The organism is Paenibacillus sp. SSG-1 (genome assembly GCF_002224835.1).
Lineage (GTDB): Bacteria > Bacillota > Bacilli > Paenibacillales > Paenibacillaceae > Paenibacillus_AQ > Paenibacillus_AQ favisporus.
This window is the reverse complement of the sequence record NZ_MBRK01000001.1, coordinates 5,110,099-5,130,565: the sequence shown is the minus strand read 5'-3', so window position 1 is coordinate 5,130,565 and position 20,467 is coordinate 5,110,099. Positions and strand designations below refer to the sequence as shown.

Genomic DNA, 20,467 nt, shown 5'->3' with positions numbered 1-20,467 from the left:
ACATAACCGTTTTGCCTGAGCCTTTGGCTTAATAGCGGATTCGGACTTGAATGTCCTGCCCGTAATTGCCGAAGTGCCTGCCGAATAAGCTGACGCCGCCGGCGTTCCGCGCATCCTCCGGCGACAGAATCCGGAATCGGATTTCTTCTCTGGGCAGGACCGGAATATGCTGTATCGATACATCCGACATCCGCACGCCGTCCATATATGTGCCGGAAGAGGTCACCAGCAGCGTTTTCAGCAGGCCGTGCTGGGAGCTTCCGGGATCCCACCACGAAGGGTTCAGCTTTCCGCGTACGCTGCCGAAGTCGCCCGGAGAGGTCCAGACGCACACGGGAACGTCATTGAGCAGAAACGTAATATCCGACGGCCAATCTTCGGCGTAGCCGGGTGCTTCCGAGCCGATCTCCAGGGAGATGCGAAGCTCGCTGATGCTGTTTTTGCCGGAGACGTAGTTCGGAATCCGGTATTCGACATAGCCGGCGGCGAACCAAATATGCTGGGCTTTGACATGCTCCGGCTCGGCGAAATACCGCGGGTCGTCGCGCATGCCGATCAGCTTGGTTTCGGAAGCCAGTCCGCAGGTGGGCTTGACTTGGCAGCTGGAGTACTGGCCGACAGGAATGTCGACGTCATAGCCGTCTTGATCCGGCTCGGACGGCAGAATGTCATCCGTTTTGAACACCAGCGATGCCTGCTCCAGATGAAGAGAGCACTGCTTCTGCATACCGCGCTTGCCCGCAGTCATTTCCGTACGGAGAATGCCCGCCTCTTCCAGCTGCTGAACATGCTTGGTCACGATGGCGGAGGAGAGATTCAGCCTTTGCGCCATTTCCCTAATATTGAGGTTTTCTTTGCTGAGCATTTCGACCATCCGAATGCGCGTTTCCGACGCCAATGCAACGAATAACGGCAGATTTTCCTGGCTTACCTTGATTTCCATAGATGCCTCCGATTCGGTCTGATAGGTGTTGTCTATCCATTGTATAACCAAATGGTTAACTAAACAAGAAAATCATTGACTAAATATCACGGGTATTTTACTATCTATGTGAGTATTTTAGGATTAATCATTAACTAATTAGTTAACTAAAAATCAACCCGAAAAGGAGCTATTCTATGGAATCGAACTTCAGCATCCCCCGTCCCGAATACCCGCGTCCGCAATGGGTGCGGGACCGCTGGCTGAATTTGAACGGCCCTTGGCAGTTCGAAATCGATCACGGCAAGAGCGGGAAGGAGCGCGGCTACCACCAGCCGGAGCATGCGCTCGAAGGAACGATCACCGTTCCGTTTTGTCCGGAAAGCAAGCTGTCCGGCGTGGAATATAAGGACTTCATGGCCGCCGTGTGGTATAAGCGGGAATTCACCTTGCCGGAGGATTGGAACAGCGGCAAAATTCTGCTTCATTTCGGCGCGGTCGACTACGAAACCGAGGTGTGGGTGAACGGAACATCCGTCGGTACGCATCGCGGCGGGTACTCCTCGTTCAGCTTCGATATTACCCCGCATGTCAAGGAAGGCGCCAACGTGGTGACCGTCTATGCGGAGGATGACGTTCGCTCGGGAAGCCAGCCGCGCGGCAAGCAAAGTGAGCGCTTCCACTCGCATGGCTGCGACTACACGCGCACGACGGGCATTTGGCAGACCGTATGGCTGGAGCAGGTCCCTGAAACGTATCTCGCGGACATGAAGGTGGTGGCAGATCCGGCGAATGCATGCGTGCACCTGGAAGTGAAGGTCAGCGGAAATACCGCCGGAGCGCAGCTGAAGGCGTCCGCCTTCTATGAAGGAAAGGAAGTCGGCGAGGCCACGGCTGTGGTGCAAGGGCCATGCGTCAAGGTGACCGTGCCTGTATCGGAAGTCCATTTGTGGGAGGCGGGCCACGGCCGGCTGTATGACCTGAAGCTGTCGCTCGAACGGCCGGACCTGACGGATGCCGATGCGGTTGATTCGTATTTCGGCCTGCGGACGGTGCGTCTGGACGGCCTGGCGTTCCGGATCAACGAAAAGTCGGTGTTCCAGCGGCTCGTGCTGGATCAAGGCTTTTACCCGGATGGCATCTATACCGCACCTACGGACGAGGATCTGCGGAACGATATTGAGATTTCGCTGGGACTCGGATTCAACGGCGCCAGACTACATGAGAAAATGTTCGAACCGCGTTTCTTGTATTGGGCCGACCGGCTGGGGTACCTCGTCTGGGGAGAGCATGCCAACTGGGGGCTGGATATTACCACTCCCGCAAGCTTGTCGCGGTTTTTGCCCGAATGGCTGGAAGGTGTGGAGCGGGATTACAATCATCCGGCGGTCATCGGCTGGTGCCCGTTCAATGAGACGTGGGACCGGGACGGCGCCAAGCAGGATAACGAAGTGCTGCGCATCGTGTACGAGACGACGAAACGGCTGGATCCGACCCGCCCGGTGATCGATACCAGTGGCAACTTCCACGTCGTGACGGATATTTTCGACCTGCACGATTACGATCAAAATCCGGAGACGTTCCGGGCCAGATACGAGCCGATGAAAACGGGCGGTGAGGTGTTTAACACGTTTCCAAACCGGCAGACGTACGGCGGGCAGCCTTATTTTATCAGCGAATACGGCGGCATCTGGTGGAACCCCGACCAGAAGGACGACAAGGCTTGGGGCTACGGCGACCGGCCGACATCCGAGGAGGCGTTTCTCCAGCGGTACGAAGGGCTGACGAGCGCTCTGCTGGAGCACCCGATGATGTTCGGATTTTGTTATACCCAGCTGTATGACGTGGAACAGGAAGTAAACGGGCTGTACACCTACGACAGACGTCAGAAGTTTGATCCGGAAGTGATTCGCCGCATCAATTCCCGCAAAGCGGCCATTGAAGATTAAGGGTTAGGTGAAGGTGAAGGTGACGGTACGAGTTGATATTCCCGAAGAGGAGGATGCCTGTACATGAAGGCTATAGTGCGTAATCCGCTGCTGCTTGCGTTATGCATGCTGCTGCTCGTCCCCATGGGGCAGGTCACGGACGCGGCTTCCAGCCGGAACAATTTTTATAACGTCGTCATGCAGGATGGAGCGGACCCCTGGGTTTACAAACATACGGACGGTTATTACTATTTCACGAAAACGACGGGCGGCAACGTAACGATCTGGAAATCGGCCGAGCTGACGACGATCGACGCGGCCCCGACCCGAGTTGTCGAAACCGGCTGCTGCAATATTTGGGCTCCCGAGCTTCATTATATTGACGGGGCCTGGTACATCTATTACGCCAAGGATGACGGCGACAACGCGAATCACCGCATGTACGTGATGGAAAATACGTCGGCGGACCCGACGCAGGGAACCTGGCAGGACAAGGGGCAGATCACCGACCCGACAAATAAATGGGCTATCGACGGTACCGTGCTGCAGACTGGCGGACAGCTCTATTTTATTTGGTCGGGCTGGGAGGGAGATGTCAACGTGAGTCAGAACCTGTACATCGCCCATATGAGCAATCCTTGGACGATCGACTCGAGCCGTGTTGAAATTTCCAGGCCGATCTATCCGTGGGAGACCAACCACTCGCCTTATGTCAACGAGGGTCCGCAGGTTGTTGTGCGGGACGGCGTCATCAGCCTGGTGTACTCGGCGAGCGGAAGCTGGACGAACGATTACTGTCTCGGGCTCATCACAGCCAGCGTTTCCAGCGATTTGCTGAATCCGGCCTCTTGGACGAAACGCAGTCAGCCGATCTTCGCGTCCGGAAACGGGCTTTACGGTCCTGGACATCATTCGTTTACCCAATCGCCCGACGGAACCGAGGACTGGATTGTGTACCATACGGCCAAATTCGACGGTGCCGGTTGGAACCGGGAGATCCGCATGCAGAAATTTACGTGGAATGCCGACCATACGCCCAATCTGGGCGTACCGGCCGATCCCAATGTCCCGATTCCGCTGCCTTCCGGTGAAACGCCGCATATCCGCGTCGAAGGGGAAAAAGGGACGTTCGGCGGAGCCGCGTACGCTTCGCAAAGTCCGAACGGGTCTGGCGGCATGAAGGCCGGACATATCGATACGCCGGACAGCTACGTAGAATATGCCGTGAAGGTGCCGAAAGCCGGCGAATATATATTGCTGGCGCGAACCGCGAACGGAACGGCCGGAGGGGACTGGTCCCATCTTCAGCTGGCCGTCAATTCGGGCATGCCGAGCCCCTTTTACATCACGAATAAAGGCTGGGAGAACTGGGGATTGTCCACGGCGCGTATTCAGCTCCATGCAGGCACCAACACGATCCGCTTCACCAAGGGCGCAGGCTACGGGGAGATCGACTTTTTTGACATCAAGCGTGCCAAATAGAATTTTGAATCTGGACGTAATTATAGGCTGAATTTAATCCGAACGTTAGCGTTGTAAATTTCGTTGGCCGGCTCATTCCTGAGCCGGCCTTTGGTTTTTGGGGCAGCGGCGCGCGGTCTGTCTTCTAGGAATGTACGTCGATGCACGTTTTTCTTGCTTTCGACCGTCGAATCCGGTTTATCTTATGTTTATTTGTCCGGCAGAAATATGCCGCTTTCCGGAACTTTACATGCCTTTCCTGGCCTATAATGGTTTTTGCGTGCTCGCGATCAACAAAACCATTATACATACCGGAGGTGCCAGAACAATGTATGCTGTCAGAAGAATCGGTTTTAAATGCACATCGCTCATTCTTCTCTTTCTGCTGACATGGACTTCGCTGTGGGCTTACCCAACGTCAGCTGCGTCAACGATGAACTATTCAAACCCGATCAATACGGCGGGAGCAGATCCGTACGTGATGCTGCATTCGGATGGGTACTATTACTTTACACGCACGTTAGGCAACAGGCTGGATATTTGGAAATCCAGATCACTGACTGCGATCGATCTGGGAGAACGAAAGACGGTATGGACGCCCCCTTCCGGCTTGAAGGATATTTGGGCGCCTGAGATCCACAATATCGACGGCAAATGGTATATCTACTATACGGCGAATACCGGCTGCGGCGATGACTGCCGGGGCGTATACGTCCTGGAGAACGATTCTCCGGATCCTTTACAGGGCAGCTGGACGGACAAAGGCAAGCTGAATACACAGTATGCGGGACTAGACGGCACCGTATTCGACCATAATGGCCGGCTGTACTTTTTGTATGCGGCATATGGGGATTGGTCGGGCAGCCACGGCAGCGCGATTGCCATCGCACCGATGTCGAATCCGTGGACGCTGGACGGAGACAGCAGTATTCTGACCAAGCCCGAATACGACTGGGAAATGAAAGGCATGCCTGTTAATGAAGGCGCTGTCATCTTGAAAAACCAGGGGAAAATATACCTTGTCTTTTCTGCAAGCGCTTGCTGGGAGGATGACTACTCGCTTGGTATCCTGAGCGCGGATGCTGCAAGCGACTTGTTGAATCCCGCGTCATGGACGAAGAGCGATCAGCCGGTTTTTGCCAAGTCTGCGGCCAATGGCGTCTACGCTCCGGGACATAACTCCTTTGTCCCATCCAAGGACGGGACGCAGGATTTGATCGTGTACCACGGCAACAGCGGACCCGGCCAAGGCTGCGGTGCCCGGCCGACCAGGGTGCAGCCTTTTACCTGGAATAACGACGGTTCCCCGAATTTCGGAGTTCCAACCAACGGTCCGCTTGCGGTTCCGTCCGGCGATTATCGGATTGAGGCGGAGCATGGAACACCAGCCAAGGCATTAATCAAGGAGGAGGAAGGCGCGTCCGGCGGCAAAGTCGTGCGGCTCAATAACACGAACAGTTCCTTATCGATCAAGGATGTCATTGTGCCCGAAGAAGGGAGCTATACCTTAAACATTAGGTATTCGAATACCGCAGGTCCCGATGCCACGGAACAGGTGTGGGTGAACGGTAGCCCAGCCGTGACGGTGGCATTGCCTCACACGGGAAGCAAGCAGTATGCAACGGCTTCGATCCAGGTCGAGTTGAAGAAAGGCTACGACAACGTCATCGAATTTGCGAAAAGCAAACATGCCATTGACATCGACTACATTGAACTTGCCGGCAGCAATACATTCTCGATTAAGTCTGGGGCCGAGTACAAACTGATTAACCCGAATGGCGGCAAAGCTCTCAGTGTGGCCGACCCCAATGCAACGGGAGAGACGTGGACCCAAATGAAGGATGATTCCGACGGAGGGGCGGCGCAGCGCTGGAAGGTTACCCTAAATGAGGACGGAACCTATTCATTCGTGAATCCGGAGTCCGGCAAAGCTTTGACCGTGATCGATCCTGCGGCCGCTTGGGGGAGAGCGGGCTTAGCCGAGTATCAAGGCTTGGATACGCAAAAGTGGAAACTCGTGGATACCGGCAACGGTTACTGCAAATGGTTTAATGTGCAGACAGGAAAAGCGCTTGACGTTAACGGAGCAAGCATTAATAGCGGTACGGATGTAGGAACGTGGCAGGACATTCCCGGCGGAACCGCACAGTTTTGGCTGCTGTATCGTTTGGATTGAAGATATAGGAGGTTCCAATATAAGACGGCTTCTGTTACAGGAAGCTGTCTTTTTTGTTACTGACGCCTCGTACGTTCCAGCCTCCTTTTTCCGGCGCTCCAAGATTGCAATAGCGGGATGCGGCGGTTTCCGTTACTATGAATATGGATGACTTCAAGTGAAGCGAGGCTCAGGAGAATTTGGTTAAGAAAATCATCATATTCATTACATATTTAGCCCTCATGTTGGGGGCAAGATGGTTCTGGTCGGATACGTTCGGCACGGACGAGCAGCCTCAGGTTGTGCAAGGAATTCTTGACCTGCGCGGGCACCCCATGGATGACAAGCATTCCATCTTGTTGGACGGGGACTGGGAGTTTTACCCGAATCGGTTGATCTCGGACAGCCGCCAGGCGGTCGAAGCTGATCAGGACAGGCGTATGATCCATGTTCCTGGAGATTGGAGCCCGGCTTGGCAGGACAAAGGCGGTTCGTCGTTCGGGTACGGGACCTACAGGCTCCGGATTCTTGTCGATGAGCAGCCGGACGAGCGTTATAAATTATGGATTAGAGAAATTAAAGCTTCATCCGTTCTGATCGTCAACGGGAACATCGTCGGCGAAGCCGGCAAACCGGCGGCGAGTGCTAAAGCGTATATTCCGGTCATCCAGTCTTTCGCCAAGGACGCTGCTCCGAACGAGCAGAACGTGATTGATATTTTCGTGCAATCGGCGAATTATCATGATCCCACGAGCGGGGGCATCATCGAGTCCATGCGGTTCGGAACGCAGGCTGCGATTGATTTTGAGTGGTGGTATTCGATTGTTTTTCAGGTGGTCGTGTTTACGATCCTGCTTCTTCATGCGCTGTACGCCGGTATTATGTTCTTGATCAACCCGCGGGAGAAGCTGCTGCTTGCCTTTGTGTTCCTGCTCATTTTCGCGGGATTGACGGTGGTTTCGGATCACGAGTATGTGCTGATGAGCTGGTTTCCCCTGAATTATACCTGGATGCTGAAAATACGGCTGTTGTCTTATTTAGGTGTTCCGTTCTGCATGCTGCTGATGGGCAGGGGATTTATCGGGCAAGTCCGGCGCGGGCCGGTATTCCTTACGTATTTGAGCGCCTCTGCGCTGTACTGGATCTTTATACTTGCAGCCCCCGCCAATCTGGTTCATATCACAAGGACCCACCATGTCTTCGGTTGGTTATACCTGATTCCGAGCTTCTGGTTCTTTGGGCTCATCGGCAAGATGGTGTATCAGAAGCGGAAAGACGCCTTTATCATTCTGCTGGCGGCAACAAGCGTTATTTCCAATATCGTATGGGGATTTGTCAATTTCGACTGGAATTTCACCCCGATTTATTATCCGCTCGATATCGTGGCTGGGGTCGTCGGCTTCTCGGTGTACTGGTTTAAGCGGTATTTCCGGAATGCGGCGGAGAATGCCAGATTGAACGCCGAGCTTCGCAAAGCGGACGAACGGAAGGATCAATTTTTGGCGAACACTTCGCATGAATTGCGGACACCTCTGCACGGGATCATCAACATTGCGCAATCGGTCCTTTCCCGCGAGGGACGCTCCATGTCGGAAGCAAGCCAGCAAAATATGGAGCTGCTCGTCACCATCAGCCGCCGGATGTCACAGCTGCTGAATGACCTCCTTGACGCCGTCATGCTGAAGGATCAGCGGATCGTGCTGCGCCGGGAAGCCCTGCAAATTGAATCGGTCGTGTCCGGTGTGGTCAGCATGCTGGCTCATATGACGGAGGGGAAACCCGTTCAAGTGGTCCTGTCGATACCGGACAAGCTTCCTCCGGTTGATGCGGATGAACAAAGGCTGACCCAAATTGTGTTCAACCTGCTGCACAACGCGATCAAATTTACCGATGAAGGCGTCATCGAAATTTCGGCCGAGGCCAAGGAAGAGGCGGTTGTCATTCATGTGGCCGATTCGGGTCGAGGGCTGGAGCAGAGCGCATTGGAACGGATTTTTCTTCCCTATGAGCAGGCTGAGGATGAAGACGATCATGGGGGGATCGGGCTTGGTCTCAGCATCTGCAAGCAGCTGGTCGAGCTCCACGGGGGGAGGTTGACCGCCGAATCGGCCCCTGGACAAGGAGCGGTATTCAGCTTCACGCTTCCTAAGGCTGTAGGTTGGCTGCAGGCGGATCTAGAGAATGAGAATTCCGAAGGAGGCCATACCGAGCCGGAGCTGGATCTGGAGGATGCACCATTGGATCCCCTGCACATCACAGAAGCGGCAGTCTCCATGGAGACGGTTTATGCTGGCCAAGCTGGTGGATCGCTGGACGAATCGATATCTGGTGGAATCAGAATTTTAGTCGTCGAGGACGATCCGGTAAACCTGAGGGTGCTTGCAGGCATTTTTGCGGAGGAGCCGTATGAGATTCAAACCGCTTTATCGGCGAAGGAAGCGCTGCAGCAGCTCTCATCCTCGACCTGGGATCTGATCATTTCCGATGTCATGATGCCGCATACGTCGGGTTATGAGCTGACGCGTATCGTCCGCGAACGGTACAACAGCTTCGAGCTGCCGATTCTGCTGCTGACCGCAAGAAGCCGGCCGGAGGATATTTATGCCGGATTTATGGCCGGCGCCAATGATTATGTGGCGAAACCGGTGGATTCGCTTGAGCTGAAATACCGGGTACGTTCCCTGGCGACGCTTAAAAAATCGGCAAAAGAGCGCCTCCGGCTTGAAGCGGCATATCTGCAGGCACAGATTCAGCCTCATTTTCTGTTTAATACGATCAACTCGATTATGGCTTTAAGCGATATCGACCTGGATCAAATGCGGGAGCTGGCTGATGCCTTTACTTCCTATCTGCGGATCAGCATCGATTTTATTAACTCGGAGGAAGCGGTGCCGCTCTCCCATGAACTCGAGCTTGTCCGGGCATATTTATACATCGAGAAGGCGCGTTTCGGGCCGCGGCTGGCGGTCATTTGGGATATCGATCCGCAATTATCGCTGTTTATACCGCCGCTCACGGTGCAGCCGCTGGTCGAGAATGCAGTTAAGCATGGGCTGCTGAGCCGGATTCAAGGCGGAACCGTGCAGATTATCATCCGCCGGGAAGAGGATGGCACGCGATTTGAAGTCAGGGATAACGGAAAGGGCATGACTCCAGAGGAAGTACAGAATCTGCTTCAACCGCATTCCACGAGCGAACCGTCATCCGGCGGCATTGGATTGAAGAATACGAACCGGAGGCTTCTGCAGAGGTACGGCCGAGGACTTCAGATCGAGAGCCAGTTGGGGCAGGGAACGGTGATGTCCTTCGTGATTCCGAGCCAGGGCTCCGGGGACCCTCGGGAATTCGAGCCCCCTCAAAGCGTAGAGTAAAGCACAAAGCAGCCTGTTCAGCAGGCTGCTTTGTGCTTTTGTTCATCGTATTCAGCGTTTCATTCCCTGGCTTATTTGGTTTGGCTTGCCAAAAAGCTTTGTTCCAGTGGTACCAGGATCGTTCCGGAACCCGCAGCCTTCAGGCTCAAGCACTGTGCGATTCGTTTCAGCGTGACAGCCAATCTCGCGGGTTGAACGGGCTTCAATAAATAATCGAGGGCATTCACCTGAAATGCATGAACTGCAAACTGTTGAAAGGCAGTCACAAAAACGATGTGCATCTGCGGATGAATCGCGAGCAGCTGCTCAGCCAGTTCCATGCCGGACATCTCCGGCAATTCGATATCCAGAAAGGCCACATCGGGTATCTCGATCCGGCATGCCGCCAGCGCATCGTGCGGGTTCATATAGGATCCGATCACATTCCACGGAACATGAACAGCGGTCTGTGTCTGAAGCAGTTTTTCCATTTTTAATAATGCCAGATGCTCATCATCGACGATAATTACCTTCAAGCGGCTTTCTCTCCCCTAACAGACCCGTGTTTTCTCGGATGCGGTATACTTATGTATTCTGAAACTATTCTAACGCTCCATTTTTACCCGGTTGCTCATAGGTTTCTTCTTGTACGACCGAACACGTATGCCAATCATCCATGGCCATGTACCCGCGGCGGACCAGCGCAAAAATCGTATTTGTCGTACAGCACCATTCGACATCAGGCAGCCTTGTCGAGCCACTTCTTGCCTTCGGCAGTACGCCTTCATACGTCCAAAAGCCGCCTCCGTCATTCCAACGAACGAGCTTACCTCCATGCTTCCAGGCTTGTTTTAAAGCTTCTTGCTGTATTTTCGATAACATTCCTTCACCACCAAGCAAATCCATGAATTGATAACAATACTTATGCCTCCGTTTAAAGCGATACCCCCATTAGACCACACGGCTCTGAATACGTTCTGAATAATCTCCAGGCAACAGGATTGAGCATAACTTGACGTTTCCAGGGACAATCTAAGCAGAAAAGGTGTACTTTCCTAGAAAGGAGCACTCCTGCGATGGCTGAAGAACAGCAGAAACAACCGTCGGGGAAAACGATCGCGGCCATTGCCTCGGTTCCCTTTATCATGACGTTCGGCAATTCCATGCTGATTCCAATCCTGCCCCAAATGGAGTCGAAGCTTCATATTTCATCGTTTCAAACAAGCCTGACGATCACCGTGTTCTCTTTGGTTGCAGCCTTTTTTATTCCCATCCTCGGGTATTTGTCCGACCGTTTCTCCCGGAAAATTGTCATCGTGCCGGCGCTGATCCTGTACGGAATCGGTGGTCTGCTGGCAGGATTCGCGGCTGCTCTGTTCCCCAAACCGTTCCTTTGGATTATGGTGGGCCGGACGCTTCAAGGCATAGGCGCTGCAGGGACAGCCCCGATCGCGATGGCGCTCACGGGCGATTTGTTCAAGGGATCCGCGGAGAGCAGGGTGCTTGGATTGGTCGAGGCATCCAACGGCTTTGGTAAAGTCATCTCGCCGATTCTCGGATCGCTGGTGGCCTTGATCGTATGGTACAGCGTATTTTTCACTTTTCCGGCGGTCGTGATTATTTCGATCGCGCTCACCTGGCTCCTGATCAAGGAGAAGAAAAAAGAGAAGGAACCGATGCCTTTTAAGAAATACGTCAATGGTCTTGGCAGTGTGTTTAAGCATGAGGGCCGATGGCTGATCCCTGCGTATCTGGCCGGCGCCACCTGTTTGTTTGCGCTGTTCGGCATCCTTTTTTACCTGTCCGACATGCTGGAAAAGGAACACAATATCGTGGGAGCCGTCAAAGGGCTGGTTCTGGCCATTCCTTTGCTTGTGATGTGCACGACATCCTATGTGACCGGCAGCCAAATCGGGGAAAATAAGAAGCTGATGAAACGGCTCATCGTGATCGGATTCGTACTGATGACGATTGCCTACGTTCTGCTGGCCTTTATCGGGCATTTGACCTTGTTCATCTCCATTCTGGCCGTCAGCAGTTTGGGAACGGGCCTGATCCTGCCCTGCGTCAACAGCTTTATTACGAGAGCGGTCGGGAAGGAAAGACGGGGCATTGTGACCTCCCTGTACGGGTCGGTGCGGTTCTTCGGGGTGGCCGTCGGCCCGCCGCTGTTCGGTTGGATGACGGGATGGTCGCGGCCGGGCATGTTTCTGTCCATTGCCGGACTGACGTTTGTGATCGGGCTTCTGGCCCTTTTCCTGATCCGGGTCGATTCCGGGGAAGGCAAGCCGTCCGGCGGCAAACGCGCCGAAGCATATCGCAACAAACCGGCGGGCCTCATTCGGCCGTTCGGCGGACGCCAAAAAGCCGGATCTTGATCCGGCTTGTTCTGTTGGATGGATCCTATGGTTTGTGCGCAGGCGCAGATGGGCAGAAGCAAGCTGCTATTTTTTACTGCGCCAGGCGAAATCGGCCGTCCATCTCCGCTGCGGCTTGCGGCCGAGGATGTAGTTGATGACGCGGGTGGAGATCATTTGGCATCCGACGGCAAATAGGATAATTCTCCAATTGACGACATAGGCCGCCAGAATAAAGATAACCCCGTTCATCCAGAAAAGGGATGTGCCGGGTTTTATTTTTTTATACTTATATATCACCAAGGCGGTATAGCCGATGCCTCCGTTGGATACCCGCTGCCTCATCAGCATGGCGACGCCTGTACCGAGAATAAGGGAACCGATCAGGAGATCGAGCCACACATTCAGCAGCGGCGGCCGGACATATACCTCAAAAAAATTGACCGATACGGACGTGGCCGTGATCACGTAAATGGTGCCAATGGCACTGAATATGCCCAAATGATGGGCGGTAAAAATGAGAAAGGCGAAATTGGCGACCCAGAAGCCGAGGCTCATGGGCAGGCCGAACCCGTGGTTCAGCAGCACGGCAATACCGGCACCTCCCCCGGAAGGGATGCTGTGCGGGAATAAAAAAACCGCCATCGCAAAGCCTTGAAGCACCGCTCCCGCTGTAATGAGGGAGACTTTCCTGCCGAGGCGGCGGTAAAACAGGTGCCGGTGGTGCCGGTAACGGCCGGGAATTAACTGTATTTTCAACCCGATCATCCTTTGGAGAATAGTTTGGTGGTCATAAGCTGGTCAAGCCTTACTAAAATATATGCTTGTCTGCGGACAAGGATGCCAATTCATGCCGGGCGGGCAAGGGATGCAGAACTGTGGTATGTTTACTTTTAAAAGAAAGGGGAGGAAAGCATGGAGCAGGACAAACATCAGGGGTGGGAACTTGCTACGTTTGCGGGCGGGTGCTTCTGGTGCATGGTGCAGCCCTTTGACGAGCTGCCGGGGATCCATTCGATCGTGTCCGGTTATACCGGGGGCCATACGGAGCATCCGACTTATGAAGAAGTTGGGACCGAAACGACGGGGCACTATGAAGCGGTTCAGATCGCTTTTGACCCCATTGTGTTTCCGTATGAGCGTCTGCTGGACATCTATTGGCAGCTGATCGATCCGACGGATGCGGGCGGGCAGTTTATGGACCGGGGGAACTCTTACCGGACGGCCATTTTTGTACATAGCGGGGAGCAACGGGCTAAAGCAGAGGCTTCCAAACAGGAGCTTGCGGCAAGCGGGCGGTTTAAGGGGAATATCGTCACCGAAATTTTGCCGGCGGGGCCGTTCTATCCGGCGGAGGACGAGCACCAGGACTACTATAAAACGCACCGCTACGACTACAACCTCTACCATGAAGGTTCCGGGCGGGGAACGTTTGCCGAAAAGTATTGGCGCAGAAAGCAGGATGATACCGCGCTTCGTAAAAGGCTGACCCGCCTTCAGTACGAGGTTACGCAGCACGGCGCGGATGAGATGCCTTACGAGAATGCGTACTGGAATAACGAGAGCGAAGGGATCTACGTGGATGTGGTGAACGGAGATCCGCTGTTCTGCTCGCGGGATCAGTTTGATGCGGGGACCGGCCTTCCGGCGTTCACGCGGCCGATCCACGAAGGCTTCCTCCGCCGAAAGGCCGACCTGCGCAGCGGCAAAGCGCGTACCGCTCTGTACGGCCGCTTGTCCGGTTCGTACCTGGGTCACCTGTTTCACGACGGCCCGTCGCCTGCCGGGCAGCATTACCAGGTCAACTCGGCGGCGCTGCGCTTTGTGCCGCGGGAGGAGCTGGAGCGCGAGGGGTACGGGAAGTATACGGAGCTGTTTGAGGGGGAGTGAGGTGAGAGAGTAGGGGGAGCAACCGTAGGCCACCCCTTGAGGATGGCCTACGGTATAGTTCGTTAAAGTGCAAACTTCAAGGACGGCCTAATAAGGGCATGGTTCGTTAAAGTGTAAAGCCTGTGGCTGGGTCAAGCCCGATGAAGTTCATGACGGAATCTTCTAAAGAAGTTGCGTATATCCTCAACGAGCAGATCCGGAACCTCCATGGCGGCGAAATGCCCGCCGTGTTCAAACTCGGTCCAATGGACGAGGGGATGTTGGCGCTGCGCAAGAGAATATACCGGTAATGCCAAGTCGTAAGGCAGCACGGACACGCCCAATGGTACGGGACACCGAAGAGGCCCCTTCGATTTCGAACTTTCGTAATACAATCGGGCTGATGATCCGGCGGTTGCCGTAAGCCAATAGAGCATCACATTCGTTAGCAGCCGGTCGGCGTCCACCCTGCAGGCGGGATCGGTCCATTCGTAAAACTTCTCGGCGATCCATGCCAGCTGTCCGACCGGCGAGTCCGTGAGCGCATAGGACAAAGTTTGGGGCCTGGTGGATTGGAGCCTCGCATACCCTGCCGGTGCGGACCGGTAACTCTGCGCGCGTTCGAGCCTTTCTCGGTCTTCTTTAGACAGTTCACTCGGATCGAAGTCCTCCGCTGGAACGGTATGCAAATAATTCACATGGACGCCGCACACATGCTCACTGTCATATTCGGCCAGCAACCGGGAAATGCCTGCGCCCCAATCGCCGCCTTGGGTGCCATAGCAGCCGTACCCGAGGCGACTCATCAGCTCCGCCCAAGCCCGGGCAACCCGGCGCATATTCCATCCCTTATCCAGGGTAGGGCCCGAGAACCCGAAGCCCGGGATCGAGGGAATGACCAGATGGAAAGCGTCAGCCGGATCGCCGCCGTGAGACCGCGGATCAGAGAGAGGTCCGATGAGATCGAGAAACTCGACGATCGAGCCCGGCCAACCGTGGGTAAGGATCAGCGGCAGCGCATCTTTCTCCGGGGAACGGATATGCAGGAAATGAACGTTGGCCCCGTCGATGGTTGTAGTAAACTGTGGCAGCCCGTTTAACCGTTTTTCGTGCTTGCGCCAATCGTATGAATGGAGCCAGTACTCCGCCAGTTCCTTGAGGTAGCCGAGCGGCACGCCGTAATCCCAGCCGGCATCCGGCAGCTCGTCAGGCCAACGGATACGGGCGAGACGGTCCCGCAGGTCGTCGAGTGCACTTTGCGCAATTTCGATGCGAAACGGCTGTATAATTGAGCTGTCCATTCTATTCATAAAAATATGCTCCTTCCCTTTATATGGTTGATAAATCAACGTTGTATGAGGAATATAGCATCTACATTGTTGAGTTGTCAACAAAATTAGAGCGGGCTGGATCACAAAAATACTGAACAAAAATACTGGCACGGACATTGCGTAATTTCGAAGTGGTTACCTCTAGGGCTCCCGCACAAAATAGCTGCACGATTGCAGCTATTTCCACTTCGTTCTCTCGCCGAAATCACCAAGGGGCTGCCCCCTCACGGATGATTCCGTGAAAGACAGCCCCTCGTTTACCACGATCCACAACCTAAGCGCAAATCACTTTCCCGCGCCCTGCCACTGCGCGATCACCGCGTTTACATCCGCGGTCAGCACAGCTTTGGCGTCATCCTTGATATTCCCGCTCTGGCCCTTGTTGTCCAGATGCTTCAGGAAGTCCTGCAGGTGCTTCACGGCCTGGTCCGGCTTGCCGCCGTCCCATTGGTGCTGCGCCTGCTTCAGCGCATTGGTCAGCTGCGGCACGAGCCCGCCGCCCAGGTCGCCGGCAGCGCTGTAGCGGTCGATCAGCTGCTGGATGGAGGCCGGGCCGGTCGTCACATGCAGCTGCAGCGTCGTCCGAGCCGGCTCGCCTGAGCCGACGTACACGTCGACGGTAACCGTCTGGTCGCCCAGCTTACCGGCCAGGGCCACGTCGACACCAGCCTGCTGCGCATCGACCTTGTATTCCTTGCCGGCCAACGTCAGCACCGCCGATCCGCCTGCGGCCAGGCCGCCGCCGGCCTGGAAGGACAGCACCGCGCTGTCGTCAAGCGTATCGCCGTCCTTCACGGCCGTACCGTTCACCGTCAGGGCGAAGGCTGGCTCAACCTTGCTGTCCACCGTGACGCCTTTGGACACGTTGCCCGATTTGTCCACGGCCTTGAGCAGGATGCTGTAGTCCTTGCCGTCCTCGATGCCAGGGATGACGGCCTTTTGAATGCCGCGTTTCACTTCCAGCACGTCACCGACCTGCTGGCCGCCGCTCGTCACAGTGACCCGTATTTTGTCCGCGTCCAAATCGTACGGACCGTCCCAGGTCAGGGTCAGCTGGCCGTTACCGCGGCTGACGAGCACGTTCTCCACGTCGCCCGGCGGCACATGATCTTCCACCGGTTCCGTCGGCGGGTTCGGTTTCGTAAAGACGGACGGGTCGCCAAAGGTGAACTTGTCGAGATTGTACAGATAGTCCGAACCTTTAAAGAGCAGGAACACGATATGTTTGCCGGTCACCGGTGTCGTCACATCGGTCGAGAACACTTTGAAGTTCTGCCAGCCGCCCGTTCCGGTGACCTTGTTGCTGGCGATAACCGGACCGTTCAAGCTGTCGATGCGCACCTCGACCGTTCCGCCGCTCGTATCGCTGGCCGCGTTGACGTGGAACTTCGTCGGGCTTGTGCTGCCAAAGTCAACGTAGTTGTACATGGCGTACCCGTTGTTCGGGCCGTAAATGCCGGCTAGATAGGTCTGGCCGCCGCCACTTTCCGTGCCGAAGCCGACGCCGTTCGTCCGGTTTTCAGCTTCCAGCTTGGCGTAAGCATCTCTCGCCGTGCCCTTCATCGTCGTAAAGGTGAACCAGTCCAGGTTGCATGGGAAGTCGCTGCCATCTTTTCCGTGGAAAATAAGGTACACGTCATGCACACCAACCGCGAGCTTATCATCAAGGTTCGCCATGATGTCCACCCATTGATCCCAGCCGCCGAGGGCCGGAATCTCCACGACGCCTGCGGTAGGGCCGTTCAAGGAATCCAGCTTCACCTCGATCGATCCGCCCTGATTGCCGCTGGCGACATGGGCCGTTATGCCGGCGGCGCCGGAGCCGAAATCGATGCCTTTATAAGAGGCATAGGCGTTGTTGTGAATCGCGTCGAGGAAACCTCCCTGCGCTTTGCTCAGGCCCTCGCTGCTGTCATAGTTCACGCCTTTCAGCTTAGCGTAAGCGTCGGTGCGGGTCGGGTCGCCGGTAGTGAATTTAAACCAGTTCAGGTTGAACAGGTATTGGTCTTTCGTTTTGGTGAAAACGAGATAGACGTCATGCGTGCCGGTAATGGTAACCGGATTGCCCTGGTCATCCTTCAGCACGGTGACGGCATCGATGTAGTTGTTCCACCCGCCGGTGCCTTCGACGTTCAGCGTTCCGACTTTCGGCCCGTCAAGCGAATCCAGGTGGACTTCGATGTTGCCGCCGCCGGTTCCGCTGGCCGCTCTCGCGATCAATCCTTTGGCGCCGGATGTGCCGAAGTTGACGTTTTTATAGGCCGCAAAGTCACCGGCCTCGATGCCGCCCAGCTGCAGCGTTCCTTCCAGCGCACCCTCGAGGATAAAGCCTTGACCGATGTTGTAACGCTCGGCTTCGATTTTGCTGTACGGGTCCTTTTCCGGATAATGAATCTCGGCATCCTGAGGCTTCAGCGCATTCAGCGCTTCCACGGCTGCGGCGGACGACCAGGACTCGTACGTGCCGGAGAGCAGCTGTCCCGCCCAGTTGCCGTCGACGATATTGTCGGCGTTCCGGTGCGTCCAGGCGAGCTCGGCATTGAAGGAGACCCAGGCGTCAAACTGCGCGCCGAAGTCCTTGTATTTGCTTTCGGTCCGCTCGTCCAGCGCCTTCTGCAGGAAGGACAGGTTGCGGAGCAGGATCGTTTTGCCGCCCTTCAGGTCACCGTTCGGTCCTTCGAAGTTCAGCACGCCGCCGTTATCGACCAAATGGTCTTTGGTAAAAGCCGCCGCCTTGACCGCTTCGTCCAGATAGGAGGTGTCCCCGGTAATACGGTACAAGCCTACGGCCGCCCCGATGTATGTACCCTGATTGTAGTGCGTGGCGTCCGGGATCGGCCCTTTTTCCGTTTCGATCCGGTCAAACACTTTGCCGTTGCCGTCGGTCAGCATCGTTTTGCCCCATTTGAAAATTTGCTTCGCGGCGTCCAGATAATGCTGATCCTTGGTGACGTTGTACATATAGACCGCCGCCTCAGCCGCCGGGAAGTTGATGCAGGCATTTTTGGTGTTATGCTCGCTGTTCAGCCACCAGATGCCGCCGCCGGCGAAGTCTTCGTCCCACTGCGTATTGAATACCCAGTCAAAATGGTACTTTGCCGCGTCCAAATACTTCTGGTCACCCGTAATTTGGTACGCCCGCGCACTGCCCATCGCCCACCACATAATGTCGTCGTTGAAGGGGTTGTTCGTCCAGTTGCTGCCGTATTTGGCTACCGTGCCGGTATACACGTCGTCGATCTGCTTGCGCAGCTGCGCCTTCAGCTCGGGATCCGACGTATGGAGATACGAGTCCATCACCAATTCCCACAGCTCGGCTTCCACCCAGAACCCCTGGTGATCCTTGTGATCGGTGCTGCTCCAGAACATATTGGCCGCCGGATCCCAGAACTTGGCGTTAAACGCTTCGATGGCCGTGTCGCCGTCCTCGGCGCTGAACGCATAGGTTGTGCCCGGCCCCCAGACGGTGACGGAGCCGAGGGTGAGGGCGGCCGCCAGCGGCACGCTCAACAGCCGGTTCATGCGGCGATTGCTCTTAGTCATTAAAGTCTCCTCCTTTATGGTGGTTGTGGAACGCTGTAACGATGGATTATATGAACGGTCCCCGCCTGCATCCGGCGTCCGGATTCATAAAAGGCAGGAGTTTTGCAGGAGTATACACGCCTGAAGGGCAGAGGGGACCGTTAATCCCGCGACTTGTTACTTGGCTTCCGAAATGACCTTGTTGATCTTATCCGCCATCGTGTTCAGCTCGCTGATCGGCGCTTTGCCCATCAGGACGTTCTTCCAGGAAGCTTCGATGAACGGATTCGCTTTGCCTGCCCAGGACGAGAGGAAGCGGACTGGCTGCGTATCAGGCGATTTCAAAATGTGGTCGATACCTTCCCCGACATCGGCATGGCCAGCCGTCTTCAGCGCTTCAAAGTAAGCGGAAGAGGATGCCTGGTACGCTGCAGGAGCGACCGGCGTTTGCGGAAGCACTTCTTCGTACATTTTGGAGTCCAGGAATTTCAGCACTTTCCAGACGGCTTCCGGATTTTTGACCGTTGTCGGGCTGCACCAGCCCACCGCGTCGTAAATCTCGGATTGGGTGTTCACGACCGGCATCGGCACGAAGCCCCACTGCAGATCTTTCGGCGCCGTACGGATCAAATCGTCCGCAACCCACTGGCCTTGAAGCGTCATCGGCACCTTGCCCTGCTTAAAGGAGCTCATGACGTTGGTCAAATCAAAGGTCGGCGGATTCATGTAACCGTTTGCAATAGCGGTTTTGTATTTCTCCACGCCTTCCACGAACTTGTCGCTGATCTCCACTTTGGTCGGATTGAGGATGGAGTCGGCGAACGGAGCGGCGCCCGAGGAGACCGAATAGAGCGACAGATAGAACGGATCAAGCGGAGCGTAATAGCCGAACTGCTGCACACCGCCCTGCTTGCTGGACAGCTTCTCCATAGCTGTGAACAGATCGCTATAAGTCCAGCCGATTTTCGGCTCGGTCAGACCAGCGTCCTGGAACGCTTTTTTATTATAGAAAATGCCATACGTATTCAGCAGGCCGGGCAGACCGACGAGCTTGCCGTCATAATGCCAGCTGTCCACGACGCCTTTGTAGAAGCCGTCCATGAATTCCTTATCCTGCTCCGCCTGGGACGTCCAGTCATACAGCAGTCCCTTGGATGCGTTGTCCAGCAGCATGTCGTTGCCTGTCATAAAAATGTCCGGGGCCTTCTTGGCGGTCAGCATCCCGTTGACCTTGACGCCGTAATTGTCGAGTGGGGTAGGGATGAGTTTCACCGTAATGTCGGGGTTTTCCTGCTCAAACTGCTTCATGGCCGCCATGATTTTATCGTTCATTTCTTTCGATTCCCAGGTGATCATCGTCACTTCGACTTTCTTGCCGGACGATTTCGAACCGGAAGTACCGCCCGAATCGGACGTGCCTGCCGAACCGGCGGAATCGGATGACCCGCCACCGCCGCACGCGGCGAGCAGGCTGGAGAACAGGAGTAACGTGAGCATGCCGCTAAACCACTTTTTTGCACCCTTTGTCATAGAAAGACCTCCCTGATATCTCATTTCGAATACATTTGTCAC

13 protein-coding genes are annotated in these 20,467 nt (G+C 55.3%); 6 read left to right on the top strand and 7 right to left on the bottom strand.

Annotation, left to right across the window (positions count from 1 at the left end; translation table 11 throughout):
• Positions 1 to 28 precede the first annotated feature (28 nt).
• On the bottom strand, positions 29 to 943 hold the full coding sequence (locus tag BCV73_RS23565) for an ArsR/SmtB family transcription factor (RefSeq protein ID WP_089548738.1): 915 nt from the start codon (positions 941 to 943) through the stop codon (positions 29 to 31).
• Positions 944 to 1,119: 176 nt separating this feature from the next.
• On the opposite strand from BCV73_RS23565, the gene BCV73_RS23560 reads away from it, so the two are divergent.
• From BCV73_RS23560 to BCV73_RS23545, 4 genes are all read left to right on the top strand, one after another.
• Positions 1,120 to 2,871 (top strand): glycoside hydrolase family 2 protein, encoded by a 1,752-nt coding sequence (locus tag BCV73_RS23560; RefSeq protein ID WP_089548737.1) that lies wholly within the window; start codon positions 1,120 to 1,122, stop codon positions 2,869 to 2,871.
• A 63-nt stretch (positions 2,872 to 2,934) separates the two neighbouring features.
• Positions 2,935 to 4,332 (top strand): family 43 glycosylhydrolase, encoded by a 1,398-nt coding sequence (locus BCV73_RS23555; protein WP_089548736.1) that lies wholly within the window; start codon positions 2,935 to 2,937, stop codon positions 4,330 to 4,332.
• 307 nt (positions 4,333 to 4,639) lie between these two features.
• The gene (locus BCV73_RS23550; protein WP_089548735.1) at positions 4,640 to 6,487 is read left to right on the top strand and encodes a family 43 glycosylhydrolase; all 1,848 of its coding nucleotides are present in this window, start codon (positions 4,640 to 4,642) and stop codon (positions 6,485 to 6,487) included.
• Between the two features lie 221 nt (positions 6,488 to 6,708).
• Complete coding sequence (locus BCV73_RS23545; RefSeq protein ID WP_089550376.1) at positions 6,709 to 9,837, top strand: ATP-binding protein; 3,129 nt, start codon at positions 6,709 to 6,711, stop codon at positions 9,835 to 9,837.
• A 71-nt stretch (positions 9,838 to 9,908) separates the two neighbouring features.
• Here the strand turns inward: BCV73_RS23545 and BCV73_RS23540 are convergent, their stop codons facing one another.
• A complete protein-coding gene (locus BCV73_RS23540) occupies positions 9,909 to 10,352 on the bottom strand; it encodes a LytR/AlgR family response regulator transcription factor (protein WP_089548734.1) in 444 nt (147 codons plus the stop codon).
• Positions 10,353 to 10,416: 64 nt separating this feature from the next.
• Entirely contained in the window at positions 10,417 to 10,722 is a 306-nt protein-coding gene (locus BCV73_RS23535; RefSeq protein ID WP_256992963.1) for a hypothetical protein, read from the bottom strand.
• A gap of 170 nt (positions 10,723 to 10,892) precedes the next feature.
• Here BCV73_RS23535 and BCV73_RS23530 point away from each other — a divergent pair, with 170 nt between their 5' ends.
• Positions 10,893 to 12,194, top strand: a complete 1,302-nt coding sequence (locus tag BCV73_RS23530) for an MFS transporter (protein WP_089548732.1) — start codon at positions 10,893 to 10,895, stop codon at positions 12,192 to 12,194.
• 66 nt (positions 12,195 to 12,260) lie between these two features.
• On the opposite strand, the gene BCV73_RS23525 is transcribed toward BCV73_RS23530, so the two are convergent.
• Entirely contained in the window at positions 12,261 to 12,932 is a 672-nt protein-coding gene (locus BCV73_RS23525; RefSeq protein WP_240913374.1) for a YitT family protein, read from the bottom strand.
• 156 nt (positions 12,933 to 13,088) lie between these two features.
• Between BCV73_RS23525 and msrA the strand changes: the two genes are divergently transcribed.
• The gene (gene msrA / locus BCV73_RS23520) at positions 13,089 to 14,063 is read left to right on the top strand and encodes a peptide-methionine (S)-S-oxide reductase MsrA (protein ID WP_143811889.1); all 975 of its coding nucleotides are present in this window, start codon (positions 13,089 to 13,091) and stop codon (positions 14,061 to 14,063) included.
• A 131-nt stretch (positions 14,064 to 14,194) separates the two neighbouring features.
• Here the strand turns inward: msrA and BCV73_RS23515 are convergent, their stop codons facing one another.
• The 3 genes from BCV73_RS23515 to BCV73_RS23505 form a co-directional block, all read right to left on the bottom strand.
• Positions 14,195 to 15,352, bottom strand: coding sequence for an epoxide hydrolase family protein (locus BCV73_RS23515; RefSeq protein ID WP_089548730.1), 1,158 nt, complete (start codon positions 15,350 to 15,352; stop codon positions 14,195 to 14,197).
• A gap of 306 nt (positions 15,353 to 15,658) precedes the next feature.
• Positions 15,659 to 18,916 carry a carbohydrate-binding protein gene (locus tag BCV73_RS23510; RefSeq protein WP_089548729.1) on the bottom strand — a complete coding sequence of 1,086 codons (3,258 nt, stop codon included), beginning with the start codon at positions 18,914 to 18,916 and terminating at the stop codon, positions 15,659 to 15,661.
• Positions 18,917 to 19,072: 156 nt separating this feature from the next.
• Entirely contained in the window at positions 19,073 to 20,425 is a 1,353-nt protein-coding gene (locus BCV73_RS23505; RefSeq protein ID WP_089548728.1) for an ABC transporter substrate-binding protein, read from the bottom strand.
• Positions 20,426 to 20,467: the final 42 nt, after the last annotated feature.

What these genes read in the sequence shown, in the direction of transcription:
- BCV73_RS23565 (WP_089548738.1), bottom strand. Translation starts at nt 943, where the DNA reads ATGGAAATCAAGGTAAGCCAGGAAAATCTGCCGTTATTCGTTGCATTG.
- BCV73_RS23560 (WP_089548737.1), top strand. Translation starts at nt 1,120, where the DNA reads ATGGAATCGAACTTCAGCATCCCCCGTCCCGAATACCCGCGTCCGCAA.
- BCV73_RS23555 (WP_089548736.1), top strand. Translation starts at nt 2,935, where the DNA reads ATGAAGGCTATAGTGCGTAATCCGCTGCTGCTTGCGTTATGCATGCTG.
- BCV73_RS23550 (WP_089548735.1), top strand. Translation starts at nt 4,640, where the DNA reads ATGTATGCTGTCAGAAGAATCGGTTTTAAATGCACATCGCTCATTCTT.
- BCV73_RS23545 (WP_089550376.1), top strand. Translation starts at nt 6,709, where the DNA reads ATGTTGGGGGCAAGATGGTTCTGGTCGGATACGTTCGGCACGGACGAG.
- BCV73_RS23535 (WP_256992963.1), bottom strand. Translation starts at nt 10,722, where the DNA reads ATGGATTTGCTTGGTGGTGAAGGAATGTTATCGAAAATACAGCAAGAA.
- BCV73_RS23530 (WP_089548732.1), top strand. Translation starts at nt 10,893, where the DNA reads ATGGCTGAAGAACAGCAGAAACAACCGTCGGGGAAAACGATCGCGGCC.
- msrA (WP_143811889.1), top strand. Translation starts at nt 13,089, where the DNA reads ATGGAGCAGGACAAACATCAGGGGTGGGAACTTGCTACGTTTGCGGGC.
- BCV73_RS23515 (WP_089548730.1), bottom strand. Translation starts at nt 15,352, where the DNA reads ATGAATAGAATGGACAGCTCAATTATACAGCCGTTTCGCATCGAAATT.
- BCV73_RS23510 (WP_089548729.1), bottom strand. Translation starts at nt 18,916, where the DNA reads ATGACTAAGAGCAATCGCCGCATGAACCGGCTGTTGAGCGTGCCGCTG.
- BCV73_RS23505 (WP_089548728.1), bottom strand. Translation starts at nt 20,425, where the DNA reads ATGACAAAGGGTGCAAAAAAGTGGTTTAGCGGCATGCTCACGTTACTC.